Raw genomic sequence first — 18,902 nt, forward strand, 5'->3', positions numbered from 1 at the left:
TATTAAAAAAGGGTTGTCATTACGACAACCCTTTTTTAATATATTTAGAGGTGATATTATTAGTTTCCTCCTGAAGCTTTTTTCATTCCATCTTCAATCATATTGTAAAACTGGTCAAGTTTTGGCAATACAACAATTCTGGTACGTCTGTTCTTTGCCTTATTGGCAGCAGAACTGTTATCAGCTACTGGTACATAATAACTTCTACCAGCTGCAGTCATACGTTTTGGATCAACTTTAAAATCATTTTGCAATACTCTTACTACAGAAGTAGCACGTTTTACACTCAGATCCCAGTTATCTAAAAGTACTTTGTTTTTGATAGGCACATTATCAGTATGACCTTCTACTAAGAATTCGATATCTGGCTTGTCATTAACTACTTTGGCAACCTTACCAAGTACTTCACGAGCTCTTGCAGATACATTGTAGCTACCACTCTTGAAAAGTAGTTTGTCAGAAATAGAAACATATACTACTCCTTTTTCTACGTTAATTTCGATATCCTCATCAGCAAGATTTCCTAAAGCACCTTTAAGACTTGTTACAAGTGCTAAGGTTACAGAATCCTTTTTGGTAATAGCATCCTGCATTGTTCTTATCTGCATATCTTTTTCCTTGATACTCTCTAAAGATTTTTCAAGATTCTCTGCTTCTTTTGTCGATAAAGTGGCTAAATTACCTACGTTATTTAGTAAAGCAGAATTTTGATTTTTAAGATTTGATACTTGATCCTGAAGAACTTTAAGTTGCGAAGTCGAACTTGATTTTTCTTCTAGACAGCTATTTAATTTTACCGTTGCGGAATTTAATAGATCCTCTGTTTCTTTTTGTTTGGCTTCTAAATCTGAAAATTTCTTCTGAGAGACACAAGAAGATAACAGAATTGCAAGGGAAGCCCCAATAATCATTACTTTTTTCATTAGAAAATTTGTTTTTAGTCTTATTCTGGTTATATAACTCAAAATTATTAAAATTGTGACGTAATACTAGGTCATTAACAATAATTTATTATATACCCTTATAATTGATTGAAATGTTTACGTTTCAAAATAAAATACTGCCATACAACGGAAAAAAATGAATAATATTTCCCCGTTTTAGAAAGTTTTTTACGTTTTTTAATAAAAGTGTTAAAATTAGCATAGAAGCTTAAATGAGCCTTAAAGATAGCAAGGAAGTGTGAAAACTTACCTTGTAGTATAAATCGAGCAGCTGCAAGCCCATCCATTAGCATTCTTATGAAAATTAATCCCCATACACCATTTCCGGGAACATTTTTAACTAATAGATATAAACTGTTTCTAAAATTAAGGAACGTTTTTTTAGGATTCATTGTACCTAAAGTTGCACCTCCAAGATGGTAAATAACAGATGAACCATCATACATTATTTTATAACCTTGGTTATGTATCCTCCAACAAAGATCAATTTCTTCTTGATGAGCAAAAAAATCTTCATCTAATTTACCGACTTCTTCAAATACTTGTTTTCTTATAAACAAACATGCACCACTTGCCCAGAATATTGGGGTTGTATCATTATATTGCCCTTTATCTTCTTCAAGTGTATCAAATATTCTTCCTCTGCAATATGGATATCCCAGCTTATCAATATACCCTCCTGCAGCACCTGCATATTCAAAATATGACTTCTTTTTGTAATCTAAAATTTTTGGCTGTATGGCTGCAATCTCTTTAGAAGTTTCGAATGTTTTGATGACAGGAACTAACCAATTTTGGGTTACTTCAACATCACTATTTAGAAGACAATAAATATCTGCATCGATTTTTGCTAAAGCATCATTATATCCTTTTGCATATCCTCCATTAATTTCATTTCTAATAATCTTTACCTGCGGAAAAGATGTTTGTGTATATGATATAGAGTCATCAGTAGAGGCGTTATCGGCAAGGTATACCGTTGCTTCCTCAGAGTATTTAATTACCGAAGGTAAAAATTCTTCTAGTAATGATCTACCATTCCAATTTAATATAACTACTGCAATATTCACACTGCAAATTAAAGAGTTTAATTGAAAATTAGCAGTAGATAATCCATAATTTATGGGAATATTTTTTTAAAATAAGAAAATCAATTTCTACAAGTTGGTCCACTTGATGAGAAATTGATTTTCTATAATAATTACATTTAACCTATAACTGGTAAAACGTTAGTGATTTAGGTTAAAATGTATAGGTGTTTGTTAGCGTAATATATAACAAGCAACTCCTTCATATCGATATCCTGCTGCACCGTTACCTTCGTTACGATTTGTAGTGTAAAAATGATTTACAACAGTACTGTTGTAAAAACGATATAATGGAATTCTACCGCTGCCTCTAGACGAATATACATATCCCGCTACTCCTTGATATTGATAACCAGCAGCATTAGCTACTTCTCCACGGTTCGTAGAATAAAAATGATTTTTGGCATTTCTGTTGTATGCTTTATACAGAGGAATAGTACCGGTTACTTTTTTATCAAATACTTTACCTATGGCTCCCTCTAATCTATATCCTGAAGGTGCGCTTCGGTTAGTACTGTAGAAATGATCAATAGCTCCACTATTATAGAATCTATAGAATGTTTTTGGAGTTACAACAGGAGGTGTTGGTGTATTTGGAAATAAATATCTAATAGCAGTTTTATCTCCATTACTAAAATTATTAATTGTACATGCTTTTCCCCCATTCATTACAGATAAAGCATCTAGATTTGGTGTTCCTGGGATTAGACTTCCAAAAGATTGATTGGTGTGAGTAATCCCAACATTATGACCTATTTCATGTTGTACATTGGCTATTCTCATATTTTGAGTAATTGCATTGCCACAAAGTCCTGGAGAATTAAAATCAGGATTTACCCAAATCCCTCTGCCTGGTAATCCGTTTCCAGTCGGAAATGTTCCTCGTCCAAAAACGTTAGATGCTAAGTTAATTGAAGGATCTTGCGAATCATACATGATCTGAATATGAGAATTAGAAGATGATGTTGTGACACTCAATTTAAGTTTTGAATTTACTGAGTTCCATCGATTAATAGCTTGTACAGACGCATTTCTCCAATTCGCATCCATTCCAGGGTTGATGTAAATCCTTACATTAGAAATGGTAACAGATTGTGGGTGTCGTCTTTGTTTGGAAACAGGATCTTCTGGATCAGGATATTTTGCATTTTTATCAAAAACAATATCTCCATCTACTAAGTAGTAGTCTCCAAGATCTTCAATAACGTCTTTTGAAAATCCCCATTTTTCTATAGTTTTTAGTACTGCATCATTTTGTTGCTCAATAGCATCTTCATTTGATACATCCTGATCTACCTCACAAGAGGTCATAATAAGTAGCAAGCAAGATAAAATTGCAATGCCAAATGATTTTAATGAATTCATAATTTTTAAGTTTTAAGATGTAGTTTTACCAGTTTGTAGTTATTTAAGACTTGAAATTATCAGAACTCATTTTGTTTTACAAACCAACATTCTTGATATTTATAAATCTAAACTTCAAATTCATAAATTTAAGGTGACTATTTTTGTTGGTTGAAGTATTTTTTCGGTGTTTAAATTGTTGTAAAATAATGGTTTAAGTGAAGTTATTTGTACTTAGGAATATCTTTTAGAAAAGTATACTGTTCATCAACATAATTCATCTGGCAATAGTAATGATCAAGACCATTTGTGATCATCAGATATTCGGCATCCAGAGCAAGGTTGTATCTTGCAATTTGATCAAAAACATTTTGGGTTATTTTTATACTAGCAGATTTACACTCAACTATAAGGTAGATACTTCCATTCGGATTAAAAATTATAATGTCATATCGTTTAGTCAGTCCATTGAGTTTAATTAGTTTTTCTACATTAATTAAACTTTCAGGATATTTTTTTTCGTCAATAAGATATTGAATGGTATGTTGTCGAACCCATTCTTCTGGAGTAAGGACAACAAATTTTTTGCGGATTCTGTCAAAAATAGAAACTTTATTTTCGCTACTTTTGAATCTGAATTGATACTCTGGAAAGTTAAGCTTTTGCATAGTACAAATTTGATGAATTTTTCTGAATGGATGAAGTAAAACAAATCGTAAGCGATATTAAAAGTGGAAACATAAAACCCGTCTATTTTTTGATGGGAGAAGAGCCTTATTATATTGATAAGATTTCTGAGTTTATAGATAAGAATGTACTTGCTGAAGAGGAAAAGGGGTTCAATCAAATGGTGCTTTATGGTAGAGATGTAACTATTGATGATATTGTTGGAAATGCTAAGCGTTTCCCTATGATGGCAGAGCGACAGGTTGTTATTGTTAAAGAAGCACAAGAATTATCAAGAACAATAGAAAAACTTGCTGATTATGTAGAAAACCCACAACCTTCTACAGTTTTGGTTATGTGCTATAAATACAAAAAGATAGATAAACGTAAAAAGCTCTATAAAGTAGTTGCTAAAAACGGGGTTATTTTTGAAGGGAAAAAACTATATGAAAATCAGGTTGCAGATTGGATAAGAAGAGTATTAGCAGGAGGTAAATATTCAATTGAACCAAAAGCAGCTCAAATGCTTGTGGAGTTTTTAGGAACTGACCTTAGCAAGATAAATAATGAAGTAGAAAAATTAAAACTAATTATTCCGGCTGGTTCTCAGATTACTGCGGATCAAATAGAAGAGAATATTGGTATAAGTAAGGAATTTAATAATTTTGAGCTTCGTAAAGCTATTGGAACGAGAAATGGAGTTAAAGCACATAGGATAATTAATTACTTTGCTCAAAATCCCAAAGATAACCCGCTTGTAGTCACTATTTCTTTGCTATATAGTTTTTTTTCTCAGGTATTACAATATCACGGTTTATCAGATAAGTCACAACGCAATGTAGCTAGTGCTCTCAAAATCAATCCTTATTTTGTCAAAGATTATTCAGAAGCAGCACATAACTATCCTATGAAAAAAGTAAGTAGAATCATTGCCTTTTTACGAGAGGCTGACATAAAGAGTAAAGGAGTAGGAGCAGCAAATCTTCCTCAAGGAGATATTTTAAAAGAACTTTTAGTCAAAATAATGCGATAAGAGGTTAGAACCTATAGGCCACACCAACAATTCCGAATACATGATTTTGAGCAGTATCTAACACTCCGGTAGACCAGGAATAGATAACACTTAATGAAAGTCGATTTCTAGAGAAATGGATTTCATTATTCATATGCCATGATAAATTATTCAGATCGGATACAGAAACTGGATCATCTTTAAATAAATTTCCCTGAATCGTTGCATTAAATAAATTAATTCTTGATTCAATACTAAACTGAAAGAAAATCTCTGTCGTTTTTTTAGGAGATAGAATTGAATTATTAAAACTGACAGAATGGGTGGGTTTTTCAAATTTCCCTAATCTGAATCCTGCAGTAGGAGCTGCTTGAATATATAAGTTTCCTAGCTTTAAATTGCCTTTACCAAAGAAATTTAGCCAATTATTATTTGGGTTAAAATCGTATAGATAATCCAAATTCATATTGACAAGGAATTGATCTTTAAGTTGAAATTGCCACCCATCATAAATAGGATCATTACTAATACTTTCATGAAACCAATCTTGTAAATTTCTGGCTTGAGATGAAGGTCCCAGAATTCCTGTAAGTACTTCAGCTTTTAAAAAAGAGCGATCAAATACATAGGTAGTGTTTAGAAAAGCATAAAGTAATCCAGCAAAGGGTCTGTCAAAATTCTCTGGACCTTCTACAATATCTGTTTTTACAAACTCATCAATCCCAGAAGGGGTATACCCCTCTATTTTGACACCAATATTGTAAAAATTTGTGATTTTATTTTTAAAAATATTTTGTAATCCTAGAAATTTATCTGCAGTAAAAGAATAATCAAAACCTACACCATAGGAGTAATATCTATCTGTATCTCTATAGAATACGTAAATATCATTATCGTTTGTCGATCTAATCTGATTTTTAAAATGATTCTCCTGACTAGTTACATAAAAAGGGCAGAGGAGAGTAAATAAAAGTGTAAAAAAAAGCAGATTTTTTCTAAGCATTGATTATTGAGTTAAAGATCAGTAATTATTAAGTACATTAACTTTTTTAATGATTAAGACGATTTTTTAATGGTATACTAACTAATATTATTTAGAAATATAATATATGGATACCTACTTAATCAAAGGATACAATTATCTTTATGTTATTAAAACAATTCAAATGTATAGAGATTATTACATATTCAACCTTAATTGATGAAAATTATTAAGTTTTTTAATGCTACAATTTTTCCTATCCTATTAGTTAATTTCATAGGAATATTGGGATATAGTATTGTAATTCCTATTTTAATATTTATCGTTGTTGACCTTGGAGGAAATGGCTTTATATATGGTATTTTGGGAGCGATGTATCCTTTCTTTCAATTAATAGGAGCTCCGGTTTTAGGAAAATTATCAGATCGTATTGGTCGTAAAAAAGTACTGATGATAAGTCAAGCGGGAACATTTATAGCCTGGTTGTTGTTTTTACTGGCTTTTATTCTTCCTAAGACCACACTTTGGTCATCAGATGCTGATTTTACCGGAAGTTATATTATGACATTACCACTCATCTTACTTTTTGTAGCCAGGATTTTTGACGGCTTCACCGGAGGTAATGTATCAGTAGCTAATGCATATTTGTCAGATATTTCTACAGACGATGATAGAGATAAGAATTTTGGAATGATGGGCGCATCAACAAGCCTTGGCTTTGTCTTGGGGCCTGCGGTTGCAGGAATATTAGCATCTACTTTTTTGGGAGAAGCATTACCGATTATTCTGGCTGCTATGATTTCATTGATTGCCATTATTGTGATTACATTAAAACTACCTGAAAGTAATCCTTGTGTGGTAGATACTGGTAGTTCTGGGTTGACATCTTTTAGAAGATTTTTTCAGGTAGAACATAAGGATTGTTATACTGATGATATAAAATCAGAAGTAAAGTCAAATACATTTTTAGAAATTCTAAAACTAGATCAAATTCCATTATTATACGCTATATATTTTCTTACTTTTTTAGCTTTTAGTCTTTTTTATGCAGGTCTACCTATTTATGCCACTACTATATTAAAGTGGTCATCGATAGAACTTGGAGTTTTTCTGGCATATTCAAGCGTCATAATGATCTTAGTACAAGGGCCATTATTATCCTATTTATCAGGTAAAGTTTCAAACATTTTATTTGTTGCAGTAGGAACTATATTTTTGGCGATAAGCTTCTATGCGCTATCTTTTCCTAATATTATTGTTATGTATGTTGCAAACACTCTACTATCTCTAGGTAATGGTTTAATGTGGCCAAATTTTTTATCATTATTATCTAAAACAGGAAATCATCAGACTCAAGGAACAATCCAGGGATATGGCAACAGTATGGGAAGTTGTGCAAGTATTTTCGGGCTTATTCTTGGAGGTGTCCTTTTTGAAAGTTTACAGACACAAGTTTTTAGTATTGGAGCGGTAATATTTCTTTTGATATTTATTTTGGTTCTTGTAAATCATCTGAAAAATAAAAAAAACTTAAGATCAGAACAACATCAGGTTGAGACAGTATAATATCACAACATCTAACTTTAATTCGATGGAATCAGTTTAAGTTTAATATTTAAATTCTTGCCGTCATCATAAGTGATAATTAGATTTGCTGTTTTCTGAACCGTTGAGGTATTCGCTAGCATGGTTATTTCTTGTGTAGTTTTTGATCTAATAAGATGATTAAGCAGGGTTTTCTTTATTACAAAATTAGAAGATCCTTCCCCTATAATGGCAATATTAGTGATGAAATTACCAGCATTCCCACCAGATGAAGTAATTAAAATATCTCTTGTTTTATTTGGATTAAAAATAACTTCTTTGACAGCGCTTAAGGTACTTGCGCGTATTGCATCTCCTTTGGGTTCATCTTTTTTATAAACTTCCATGTGATGTTGTCTTCCACCTGCTTGTACAGGAGAACCTCCCGCAATATATATTCCTTTTCCTGATACTATGGCTTGAGTTCCATGACGGGGAAAGTTTAAATCAGACTTGTTAGACCATGAGTTGGTTGAAGGCTTATAAGCTTCTACTTTTTTAAAAGCCGGACCCCGAGTTGTTCCTTCACCACCAATTACAAATAATTCATTCTCAAATACGATAATACTTGCTCCAGCTCTTGGAGTAGGTAAGTTTTGCTTTTTATTTAATGTTGACCATTTACCTTTTTTCAGGTCATAGACATCAACTTGAGGTATTAAGGGACCAAATGTACCTCCAGGGCCTCCAGACTTTCGTCCACTTATAGCATAGATGTTATCATCAATAATGGCTGCACTAAAATGATCTCGAGATATTGGAGCATCTTTTAGTTGCTTCCAGTTGTTATTTAATGGGTCATATACATCAAACCAAGGAATATACCCTCCGTTATGGCCTTTGGTATTTCCTCCAAGCAAATAAAACTTATCTTTGTACGTTACTAGACCTGCACCACCTCTTCTTCGTTTAGGAGGTATCATAGGACCTTCCATCCATATATTTAATGACGGATTGTAAATGTAAATATGATCTGCCGGAATTTCGTTAGGAAAGTTATTGGTTTTAAAAGCTCCGATAATCCATACTAAACCATCATATTCTGTAGCCTGAAAATGATTAAATTCTATTGGTGCCTCTGTACCTTGAGACCATGTATTGCTACTATAATCATATATGTCAAGTCTTTTTGCCTGCTCTCTTCCTCCAAACATTATGAATTTGTTACCGGATTGAACAAATGAACATTCGTGCCGTGCAACATAATTTTCACTTTCATTTTTATTTATCCAAGAATCTTGAGCATATGCTGAATTAAAAAAAATGATTATGCAAATTGTAGATAATAAAAAAAGATCATTCTTCATGATGTACAAGTTTTGATAAGTATGAATATATTTGGTTTTTAAACTATAAACAAAACTCACATCTATTATCCTATAACATATCACTTTTTATGATGACCAATTGTTTTATTTTTTGATTTGTACAGAGCTTTTAAATAATTAATGTTATCAGGTTTTTGGATTTGTAGCAAACACAGTAGCTTCTGTTATAAATCCACGATCATCCATTTCTAAAAGGCTGGTAATGGTATGGGCAATTTCTTCACCTCTAAGTTTGGTCTGTTGTTCTACTTCGGTATATTGTTTTACAGCCTGATTGTTATCTACTCTGTTATCAGCAAAACTAGTCATTACTTCACTTGGATTAACTTGCATCACTCTAATGTTATGAGGCCGTAACTCATTTCTCCAACTTTCTGTCATACCTCGTAATGCAAACTTGGTCGCCACATAAGGAGAAGCAGTAGGAGAACCCTTTAATGAAGATGTAGAACCAATATTTATAATATTTCCATATTCTTTTGTTACAAAATGCTTTGCCGATTCCTTTGCGCAAAGAGCAGCACCCAAAATATTAGTTTTAAATTGATCTGTAAATTTATCTGCTTCAATATCAACAAGTTTTGATATATATCCATACCCTGCGTTATTAACTAATACATTTAGACCATCCATTTTATCCTTTGCAGCTTCTACCATCTGTTTTACTTCAGTTTCACTGGTTACATCTGCTTTTATATAGTCTATATTTAATTCATTAGCAGTTTCCTGAAGTGTTGCCTCATTTCTTCCAGAAATAATTACTTTTGCTCCTTTTTCTTTTAGAAGTTTTGCTGTTGCCTTTCCGATACCAGAATTCCCTCCGGTTATCAATACTTTTGCATCTTTGATATTCATTCTTTCATGTAATTTTTAAGTTAATATCAAAGATATAGTATGAATTCTAAATCTTTTGTTAACCCTAAATGTTATTTTTAAGGAATAGGTAAATAAGAAAAATCTTTTACTTCTGTCATTACAAAAGAGCTTTGTACTTTAGAAATATTTTCTAGTGAAGCTAGTTTATTAGAAAGAAAATCTTGATACCGTTCCATATCCGGGGCATATATTTTAATGAGATAATCAAACATACCTGCAACATGATAACATTCTGCGACTTCAGGAAATTGTTGAATATCTTTCTCAAATTTCTTTAGATAATCCGTTTGATGAAGGTTTAAAGTAACATTACAAAATACTACTAATTGTAAGTTCACTTTTTTACGATCTATAATAGCTTTGTATGACTTAATATAACCATCTCTTTCTAGTTTCTTGACCCGTTCAAATATTGGAGTAGTGGTTAAGTTAAGTCTTTCTGCTATCTCTTTGATCGTAATTTTTCCATCTTTTTGTAATAAAAATAATATTGATCGATCAATTTTATCCATAATATTTTTCTTTATAATCTCTTTTATTGAATCAAAAATAGAATAAAATTCTTTAATAGTAATTTTTGTATAATTATATTCTTAAATTATTTGATAATATGGTTTTTAATTCTTTTGTTCTTAGTTTTATGAAATGAAAGAACACGACTTTAATCCGGAAAGCCTTATGATGACTTATGGATATAAACCTGAGTTATCAGAAGGAGCAATAAAATGCCCTATTTTTCAAACATCAACCTTTGTTTTCAAGACAGCAGAAGAGGGGAAAGCCTTTTTTGAGTTGGCATATGGTTTAAGAGAAAAGTCTCCAAAAGAAGAACTTGGACTTATTTATAGTAGAATTAATAATCCAAATCTTGAGATTTTAGAAAATCGTTTATGCCTTTGGGATAAAGCAGATGATTGTGCTGTATTTGAGAGCGGAATGTCGGCAATAAGCACTGTGTTATTAGAGTTTCTGAAACCAGGAGATTTATTGGTGTATAGTAATCCTTTGTATGGAGGTACGGATCATTTTATTCATCATTTTCTTGATAAAATTGGTGTACACACCATCGGAATAATGCCAAATCAAAGTATGGATGAAGTAATCGAAATGATTAATGATTCTGGTAAAGCAGATAGATTGGCAATGATTTATTTGGAGACACCGGCTAACCCAACCAATGACATTGTTGATATTGAGAAATTTAGTCAAGTAGCGAAACAATTCAGTACAGAAGATAAAAAGGCTCTTGTTGCTGTAGATAATACATACATGGGACCTTTATGGCAACACCCTTTGCAATGCGGGGCTGATTTGGTGTTATATTCTGCAACAAAATACATTGGAGGACATAGTGATCTTATTGCCGGAGCTGTTTTAGGAAAAGTAGAATTGATGATGCGTGTTAAGACATTGCGTACGTTTCTTGGAAATATGGTAAGTCCGCATACCGCATGGTTAATGTTAAGAAGTTTAGAGACGCTAAAAGTGAGAATGGATCAGCAAACTCAAAATGCACAGATTGTTGCCGACTATCTAAAAAACCATTCAAAAGTTAAAAATGTATATTATCTAGGTTTATTAGAAGAAGGGAGTGAAGGATATCAAATATATCAAAAACAATGTTCTGCGCCAGGAGCAATGGTTTCTTTTGATATAGTAGGAGGAGAAAAGGAAGCATTTACTTTTTTGAATCACCTGAAACTTATGAAGCTCGCTGTAAGCTTGGGGAGTACAGAAAGCTTGGCAGAACATCCAAAAACAATGACACATGCCGGAGTTGATGAAGAACAAAGACAGCAAATGAAAATTACAGATCAATTGGTAAGATTATCAATTGGAGTAGAGCATTCTAAAGATCTCATTTGGGATTTGGAACAGGCTTTGGAAAAAGTTGAAACTAATTCTATGCTAGAATTAGCGAAGGTATAAAAACCATATTGCTATTAATTAACAAAGCACAACTTAAATCGAGTTGTGCTTTGTTGTTTTAGGGTCATTATTTCAGGTTTTTTGAGAATTTATAGAGTAGAGGGGAATATCTACTAAGTAAAATGGGGTTTTTTCCCCATTGTGTGAATAGGTAATCATAGTATCTTTGTTTCAGAATTATAAAAAAGAATAGTATAAACCAATTTTACACATAGAAATCATGAATTTATTCGGTATCAATTTTCAGTCTATTTTAGAATTTGTAAAAGAACTTCCAAAAGCTAGTAGTAATGCAATACACAGATAATAGTCATTACATATTATCTTATGAATTAATTTGGGGAAATTAAAAAAGTAAGAGAAAAAAATAGTGAATCCGTATTTGTATAAATGCGGATTTATTATATAAAAATTAGTTAGAAATACTTATAGTATCATCAGATTTTACTCTTCTTGCTTTGAAGGTTTTAAACAGGAAACTTTTATACGCTCTAATATAACATAAATCAATATCTTCACTATTAATCCAGACTTTAACGGTATACGTTTTTCCGCTATCGGCATTGTATATCGTACCGCCAGATAACTCACCATCTTCATATTTTAATTTATTTAAGATATTCATCCCTAACAAAGGTCGATTTTGAAGCTCTTTTACAGGATTCTTATTATCTAAACCATTAAAATTGGATAATGGGTTCTCTGCTCGTTTATGAATTTTTCCATAAAAACTATCTCCATCTTTATAAATTTCGATAATTGATCCTCCTGTTATTTCCCATTTCCCGATATACGTGTCGGATGTAATAGAAGAATCTGGGGCAATCAGAAAAAATATTGTCAAAAGAAAAATAAATCTCATTGATATAAATTTATCAATTATACTGCATTAATCTTAAAAAAACTATAAAATGACTAATTATAATGTATAAAAAAACCTCACAATCTAATGTAAAAGACTGTGAGGCTTGATGTTTAAAGAGGTAGCTTTTTATTTTAAAGTCCCTACCATATCTTCAGGTTTTACCCATTCATCAAATTCTTGATCGGTTACATACCCTAAAGCGATAGCCTCATGTTTTAATGTTGTACCGTTTTGATGAGCTGTATTAGCAATTTCTGCCGCTTTATAGTATCCTATTTTTGTATTTAATGCAGTAACGAGCATCAATGAATTATTTAATAATTCTGTGATTCTTTTTTGATTAGGCTCGATTCCTTGAGCACAATGTTCATCAAAAGAAACACAAGCATCCCCAATAAGTTGTGCACTTTGTAATAGGTTGGCCGCCATTACAGGTTTAAAAACATTTAATTCAAAATGACCTTGCATTCCACCAACATTTATAGCTACGTCATTTCCTAACACTTGAGCGCATACCATGGTTAAAGCTTCGCATTGTGTAGGGTTTACTTTTCCAGGCATAATGGAACTTCCTGGCTCGTTAGCAGGAATAATTAGTTCTCCAATACCACTTCTTGGTCCAGAAGCTAACATTCGAATATCATTTCCTATTTTATTAAGAGAAATAGCTAATTGCTTCAAAGCTCCATGACTTTCAACAAATGCGTCGTGTGCTGCCAAAGCTTCAAATTTATTTTCAGCAGTGATAAATGGTAAACTAGTAAATTGTGCAATAAATTCTGACACTCGTTTAGCATATCCCTTTGGGGTATTTAATCCGGTTCCAACTGCAGTGCCGCCCAATGCTAATTCTGCCATATGGGGTAAAGTGTTTTCTAATGCTTTTATTCCATGATCTAATTGAGAAACATATCCAGATAATTCCTGTCCTATTGTAAGGGGAGTAGCATCCATAAAATGCGTTCTTCCAATTTTTACAATATCTCTAAACTCTTCTGATTTTTTCTTAAGCGTATCTCTTAATTGAATAACTCCAGGAATAGTAACTTCTACTATTTTTTTATAAGCAGCAATATGCATTCCTGTTGGAAAAGTATCATTAGAAGATTGAGATTTATTAACATCATCATTTGGTTGTAATGTTTTTTCTCCTTCTCCTATTGTTTGCCCTGCTAACTGATGTGCTCTATTTGCAATAACCTCATTTACATTCATATTGCTTTGTGTACCAGAACCTGTTTGCCAGATTACCAAAGGAAATTGATCATCATGTTTTCCTTCTAATATCTCATCACATACTTGTGCAATTAAATCTCTTTTTTCTATTGGTAAAACACCAAGTTCACAGTTGGTATATGCAGCAGCTTTTTTTAAATAGGCAAATCCATAAACAATTTCTAGTGGCATAGAAGCAGGTGCCCCGATTTTAAAGTTATTTCTAGAACGTTCTGTTTGTGCTCCCCAAAGCTTATCAGCAGGTACTTTTACCTCGCCCATTGTATCCTTTTCTATTCTATATTGCATAGCCTTAATGATTTGTTTTTTTGAAAGGGCAAATTTAAGCATTTACCGTCCTATTTCTGAATAAAGCGACTATTTTTTGGTATATAAATTATGATCAGAAGAGATTTAAAAATAAATTATATTTCTGTTATGACATATAAATAAGACTTATTATCTTTGTCAAAATTGAAAATTAGAATATCGTTATGTTTGAATTTGATCAGTACCTTGGTTTTTTAGCTTTTTTAACTATCCTAACTATAGGATTTTGGCTAATGATCTTTTTATTAACTTTTGTAGTTCCTTATTGGATTATTGGTGCAAATATTGAGAACTTTAAAATGTGGAGAGAGTCAAAACGTAAGGCTAGAGAAGAAGCATAATTAGATATTAATTATATATAAAAAGGAAGTCAATTTGACTTCCTTTTTTTGTTTTATCCTATGATTTTTCATAAGTATACTATCCTTCAAATTCGTCATCTCCATCAAAGTTTCTTTGAGATCTTTGTCTTTTCTTTTTCTGATTAAATCTATAGGTGAAAGAGAGATTGAAACTACGTTCTCTCCATTGAAATTCACTATCAGAAATAAAAGTAGATGTGGTAGAAGTGCTCATTCTTTTTCTTGAGTTAAACACATCACTTATATTAAAGGTTAATGATCCTTTTTCTTTAAATACATCTTTACTGAAAGCAAGGGTCATGCTAAAAATCCCATCACTTCTTGTTTGAGCGTTTTCATTTGGTCCTCTATAAAAAATACTGGTTTGCCAATCGATTTTGGCAGGTAATGTAACTTTATTATTTATCCTTGCAAACCAACTGAAAATATCAGCATCTAGATTTTCACCATTATTTTCTCCTCTAATATTGTTTTGAAAAGCATTGAAGTTACCATTTAGCCTCCATTTCCTGCTTGGATTGTAAGTTAATGTAAACTCAAAACCATATCGATCAGAACTGGTTAGGTTTATTGGTCTTCTCCTAATAACGGGGACCTCTGTGCCTGGGTTATTATCATCTGCTCCAATAGTAGCAGTATCACCAGTGTCTTCTGAAATGAAAGTGAATATTTGAGTAGAATGATTATAATAAATAGACGTGTTTAATGTTAGTTTCCCCATTCTATTAAGATATCCTAAGTCAAAAGTATTAGCATAACTAGGATCTAGATCTGGATTCCCCTGAAAAATATTAGTTGCACTGGATCTTGAAGGAAACGGGTTGATAAATCTTGAGCGGGGTCTACGTATTCTTCGATTATATCCAAGAGTTAAACTTTGTTTTTTTGATAATTCATACCCAAGGTTTATGGTTGGAAATACATCTATATAGTTCTTTTTACTAAATTCATTGCTGGTTTGTTGATCTATTGTAATACGTGTGCTCTCTGTTCTAAGTCCTAACAGATAAGACAATTTTCCCCATTTACTTCCAAATTGTGTGTACGCAGCATTTACTTGTTCTCGATACAGCAATGTATTTGATAAGTCAGTATCTGTAGTTGTTATTCCATTATCTTCAAATTGAACGAGGAAATCAGTGTCCAGCTCATTAAAATTACCACGATATCCTAGTTCGAACTGACTTTTTTCTCCAATGGGAAGTACATAATCTGCTTGTAATAAAATACGATCTTGATCTTCTAAGGTGTTAACTAGTTCTGTAGTTGTAATATTTTCCTGTGTGATTTGAGAACGCTCTTCTTCACTACTATCTTCAATTTGAAAATCGAAGGTTAACTTATGTCCGGTATCATCAAAATCTTTAGTGTAGTTAAGAGAATATTGTTTAGTGGTATCGTCTTCCGTTTCCGGATCAAATCTGGTATTTTGACTTATGATGTCACCATTAGCATCTAGTTCTGTAATTATATTTGTCGTATTACTCTCATTATCACTTGATCGATATAAAAATGATGTTGTAATGGATGAAGTTTTGTTAATATACCATTCGACACCAACATTAGAATTTAGTCCTTTGCGTATTCTATCAAAGTCTCGGTCTTCATTAAGAAAAGTATCTGGGTTATCTATTCCATCAGAATCAATGTTGAAAAACTTTGTTTCATTTAATGAATTTCCGGGAGATTCTCTATATCTATAGCCAGAAGTAGTGAAAAAGTTAAAATCCCCTGTACGGTAATTTATATTTCCAGAGATACCTCCAGCCAACGGGTATCCGCTATTCACTGTAATTGCTCCATTAACACCTTGTAATTTGCTTCGTCTTAAAATGATATTCAGAATTCCTGCAGTGCCTTCTGCATCATATCTGGCAGAAGGAGATGTGATTACTTCAACTCTCTCTATGGATTCTGCAGGTAATTGACGTAAGGCATCAGTACTATTTAAACCGACTAATCCCGATGGTTTTCCGTTGATCAGAATTCTAACATTATCATTTCCACGAAGAGCTACGTTACCTTCTACGTCAACTGAAACAGAGGGGACGTTATCTAAAACATCACTAACTGTGCCACCACTTACAGTAAGGTCTTTTCCGACATTGTAAATTTTCTTATCTAGTTTTATCTCAACAGTGGTTTTCTCTGCAATGACTACTACATCATCAAGCGTCTCTGTATCTAAACCCAAAGATATTTTTCCGAGATTGGTGTTTTTGAATAATTTCTGTTTTTGTAGTTTTTTGGTTTTGAAGGAAATAAATTCAATACTTACATCATAAACCCCCGGAGTTACTTCTATACTAAATTTCCCTTCTTCATTTGTGATTCCCCCAGTTACTACTTTCTTTAATTTTGGGCTGAAAAATGCTATTGTTGCATATTCCAATGGTTCATTAGTATCTTGATCAAGTACATAACCTGTTATTGTTATAGGGTTTTTAGAAAAATTTCTGTCTTGAGAAAAAGTAACCCAAGTACATATAAATAATAATAGAAATAAACCTTTTTTCATGTTTTAATGAGATAAAATAAGGGCCAAAAGTATCTAAGGAGATACTATAAAGCGGTTAATACTCTGTTAAATGTCTTTATATTAAATAAGCCATATAAAAATCACTTTTATATGGCTTATTTTAGACTATTAATTTTTAGAAAGGTTTAATCGATGATTACTTTTTTTTTTTTTTTTTTTTAAAGAATATCAACAACTTTTTGTGGAGGTCTTCCTATAATTGCTTTATTATCTTTAACAACAATAGGTCTTTCAATAAGAATTGGATGCTTACTTAAAACAGAAATCAATTCAGTATTAGTAATCTCTTTACCTTTATAATTTTCTTTCCAGACGGTTTCATTTTTTCTCACCAAATCTATTGGAGAAATATTCAAAAATTTTATTATTTCGGTTAATTCTTCAACAGATGGAGGAGTTTCCAGATATTTTACTATTGTAATATCTTCTGTTTTCTCTTCTAGTATAGCAAGAGTTTCTCTGGATTTACGGCATCTTGGATTATGATAAATCGTTGTCATAGTTGTTTTTTTAGAGATAGAAATCTAATGACAGAGGTGTGATCCACTTTTAGAATACAATCTCTGACTTCGAATTTGTTTTTTACTTTTCTAACGTAATGCTAAAAATTTAAATTTGGTTTTATTGTATAATTATTAGTTTACCTCATTCGTTACTCTAATTCATTCTTCATTTTTTTGCCCCATCATCATCAGATAAGCTTTTAGAAATTGATCAATATTTCCATCCATTACGGCATCAACATTTCCTGTTTCTTCAGCTGTTCTTACGTCTTTTACAAGTTTATAAGGGTGCATAACATAATTACGAATCTGCGATCCCCATTCTATTTTCATTTTTGAAGCTTCAATTTCATCCCGTTGTGCTCGTTGTTTTTGAAGTTCTATTTCAAATAATTGAGATTTAAGCATTTGTAAAGCTTTTAATCTATTCTCTTGTTGGGATCTGGTGTCTGAACACGAAATCTGTATACCTGTTGGGAAATGAGTAAGTTGTACTTTGGTTTCTACTTTATTTACATTTTGCCCACCAGCACCACTGGACCTGGATGTTATGATCTCATAATCTGCAGGATTAATATCTATTTCTATACTATCATCTGCAAGTGGATATACATAAATAGAAGCAAAAGAAGTATGTCGTTTTGCATTACTGTCAAACGGAGAAATTCTCACTAATCGATGTACACCATTTTCACCTTTAAGCCATCCAAAGGCATAATCACCATCAATTTCGAGTGTAACAGTTTTTATTCCGGCTACATCACCTCCTTGGTAGTTTAGTTCTCTAACGGTATACCCTTGTTTTTCTGCCCACATTAAATACATTCGCATAAGCATACTTGCCCAATCACAACTTTCTGTACCTCCGGCACCTGCTGTAATTTGCAATACGGCACTCATGCTGTCTCCTTCATCACTTAACATGTTTTTAAACTCTAAGCTTTCAATTTCGGATAAAGATTCTTGATAACGTTCTGTTATTTCTTCTTCTGTGGTATCTCCTTCTTTGTAAAATTCATACAAAACCTCAAGATCATCTACTAGAGAAACACCTTTTTCATAATCAGATACCCATTTTTTTTCAGCATTAAGAGAGCGCATTAATTTTTCAGCCTCCTGGGCATTGTTCCAAAAATCTGGAGCATAAGTCTTTTCCTCCTCGTTAGCTATTTCAATAAGTTTGGCATCAATGTCAAAGATACCTCCTTAACGCAACCAGGCGCTTTCTGAGATCTAATAAAGTCTCTGTTGTTATCATCATCTAATTAATTTTTGACAAAAATAGGATTTAACAGTTCAGTAAGAAATAATTTTTATGTTATTTTATAGTTTTAG

16 protein-coding genes are annotated in these 18,902 nt (G+C 32.2%); 3 read left to right on the plus strand and 13 right to left on the minus strand.

Features of this window, described 5'->3' with window-relative positions:
* Positions 1–59: 59 nt before the first annotated feature.
* From DK442_RS23875 to DK442_RS23890, 4 genes are all read right to left on the minus strand, one after another.
* Positions 60–923, minus strand: coding sequence for a flagellar motor protein MotB (locus DK442_RS23875; RefSeq protein WP_109438437.1), 864 nt, complete (start codon positions 921–923; stop codon positions 60–62).
* Between the two features lie 98 nt (positions 924–1,021).
* A complete protein-coding gene (locus tag DK442_RS23880) occupies positions 1,022–2,014 on the minus strand; it encodes a glycosyltransferase family 2 protein (RefSeq protein WP_109438438.1) in 993 nt (330 codons plus the stop codon).
* Positions 2,015–2,206: 192 nt separating this feature from the next.
* Entirely contained in the window at positions 2,207–3,397 is a 1,191-nt protein-coding gene (locus DK442_RS23885; protein WP_109438439.1) for a M57 family metalloprotease, read from the minus strand.
* 203 nt (positions 3,398–3,600) lie between these two features.
* Entirely contained in the window at positions 3,601–4,044 is a 444-nt protein-coding gene (locus DK442_RS23890; RefSeq protein WP_109438440.1) for a type I restriction enzyme HsdR N-terminal domain-containing protein, read from the minus strand.
* A 26-nt stretch (positions 4,045–4,070) separates the two neighbouring features.
* Between DK442_RS23890 and holA the strand changes: the two genes are divergently transcribed.
* A complete protein-coding gene (holA, locus tag DK442_RS23895) occupies positions 4,071–5,075 on the plus strand; it encodes a DNA polymerase III subunit delta (RefSeq protein ID WP_109438441.1) in 1,005 nt (334 codons plus the stop codon).
* Between the two features lie 4 nt (positions 5,076–5,079).
* On the opposite strand, the gene DK442_RS23900 is transcribed toward holA, so the two are convergent.
* Positions 5,080–6,057, minus strand: a complete 978-nt coding sequence (locus DK442_RS23900; RefSeq protein ID WP_109438442.1) for a lipid A-modifier LpxR family protein — start codon at positions 6,055–6,057, stop codon at positions 5,080–5,082.
* 198 nt (positions 6,058–6,255) lie between these two features.
* On the opposite strand from DK442_RS23900, the gene DK442_RS23905 reads away from it, so the two are divergent.
* Positions 6,256–7,602: an MFS transporter gene (locus DK442_RS23905; RefSeq protein WP_109438443.1), complete on the plus strand. Its 1,347-nt coding sequence runs from the start codon at positions 6,256–6,258 to the stop codon at positions 7,600–7,602.
* 17 nt (positions 7,603–7,619) lie between these two features.
* On the opposite strand, the gene DK442_RS23910 is transcribed toward DK442_RS23905, so the two are convergent.
* The 3 genes from DK442_RS23910 to DK442_RS23920 form a co-directional block, all read right to left on the minus strand.
* Positions 7,620–8,927: a kelch repeat-containing protein gene (locus tag DK442_RS23910; protein WP_109438444.1), complete on the minus strand. Its 1,308-nt coding sequence runs from the start codon at positions 8,925–8,927 to the stop codon at positions 7,620–7,622.
* 147 nt (positions 8,928–9,074) lie between these two features.
* The gene (locus tag DK442_RS23915; RefSeq protein WP_109438445.1) at positions 9,075–9,803 is read right to left on the minus strand and encodes an SDR family oxidoreductase; all 729 of its coding nucleotides are present in this window, start codon (positions 9,801–9,803) and stop codon (positions 9,075–9,077) included.
* A 77-nt stretch (positions 9,804–9,880) separates the two neighbouring features.
* Positions 9,881–10,336, minus strand: a complete 456-nt coding sequence (locus DK442_RS23920) for an Lrp/AsnC family transcriptional regulator (RefSeq protein ID WP_109438446.1) — start codon at positions 10,334–10,336, stop codon at positions 9,881–9,883.
* Positions 10,337–10,469: 133 nt separating this feature from the next.
* Here DK442_RS23920 and DK442_RS23925 point away from each other — a divergent pair, with 133 nt between their 5' ends.
* Positions 10,470–11,753: a cystathionine gamma-synthase family protein gene (locus DK442_RS23925; RefSeq protein WP_109438447.1), complete on the plus strand. Its 1,284-nt coding sequence runs from the start codon at positions 10,470–10,472 to the stop codon at positions 11,751–11,753.
* 412 nt (positions 11,754–12,165) lie between these two features.
* Here DK442_RS23925 and DK442_RS23930 read toward each other — a convergent pair whose 3' ends face one another.
* From DK442_RS23930 to prfB, 5 genes are all read right to left on the minus strand, one after another.
* The gene (locus tag DK442_RS23930; protein ID WP_109438448.1) at positions 12,166–12,615 is read right to left on the minus strand and encodes a DUF2147 domain-containing protein; all 450 of its coding nucleotides are present in this window, start codon (positions 12,613–12,615) and stop codon (positions 12,166–12,168) included.
* 129 nt (positions 12,616–12,744) lie between these two features.
* Positions 12,745–14,142 (minus strand): class II fumarate hydratase, encoded by a 1,398-nt coding sequence (gene fumC / locus DK442_RS23935; RefSeq protein ID WP_109438496.1) that lies wholly within the window; start codon positions 14,140–14,142, stop codon positions 12,745–12,747.
* 441 nt (positions 14,143–14,583) lie between these two features.
* Positions 14,584–17,043 carry a TonB-dependent receptor domain-containing protein gene (locus tag DK442_RS23940; RefSeq protein WP_109438449.1) on the minus strand — a complete coding sequence of 820 codons (2,460 nt, stop codon included), beginning with the start codon at positions 17,041–17,043 and terminating at the stop codon, positions 14,584–14,586.
* Between the two features lie 179 nt (positions 17,044–17,222).
* Positions 17,223–17,564 carry an arsenate reductase (glutaredoxin) gene (gene arsC, locus DK442_RS23945; RefSeq protein WP_109438450.1) on the minus strand — a complete coding sequence of 114 codons (342 nt, stop codon included), beginning with the start codon at positions 17,562–17,564 and terminating at the stop codon, positions 17,223–17,225.
* Between the two features lie 162 nt (positions 17,565–17,726).
* Positions 17,727–18,825 (minus strand): peptide chain release factor 2 gene (prfB, locus tag DK442_RS23950; RefSeq protein ID WP_109438451.1). Its coding sequence is split into 2 segments (ribosomal slippage): positions 17,727–18,761 and positions 18,763–18,825, totalling 1,098 coding nucleotides; the frame shifts between segments, so codons are not numbered across the junction.
* Positions 18,826–18,902 lie beyond the last annotated feature (77 nt).

The organism is Aquimarina sp. AU119 (assembly GCF_900312735.1).
GTDB classification, from domain to species: Bacteria; Bacteroidota; Bacteroidia; order Flavobacteriales; family Flavobacteriaceae; genus Aquimarina; species Aquimarina algiphila.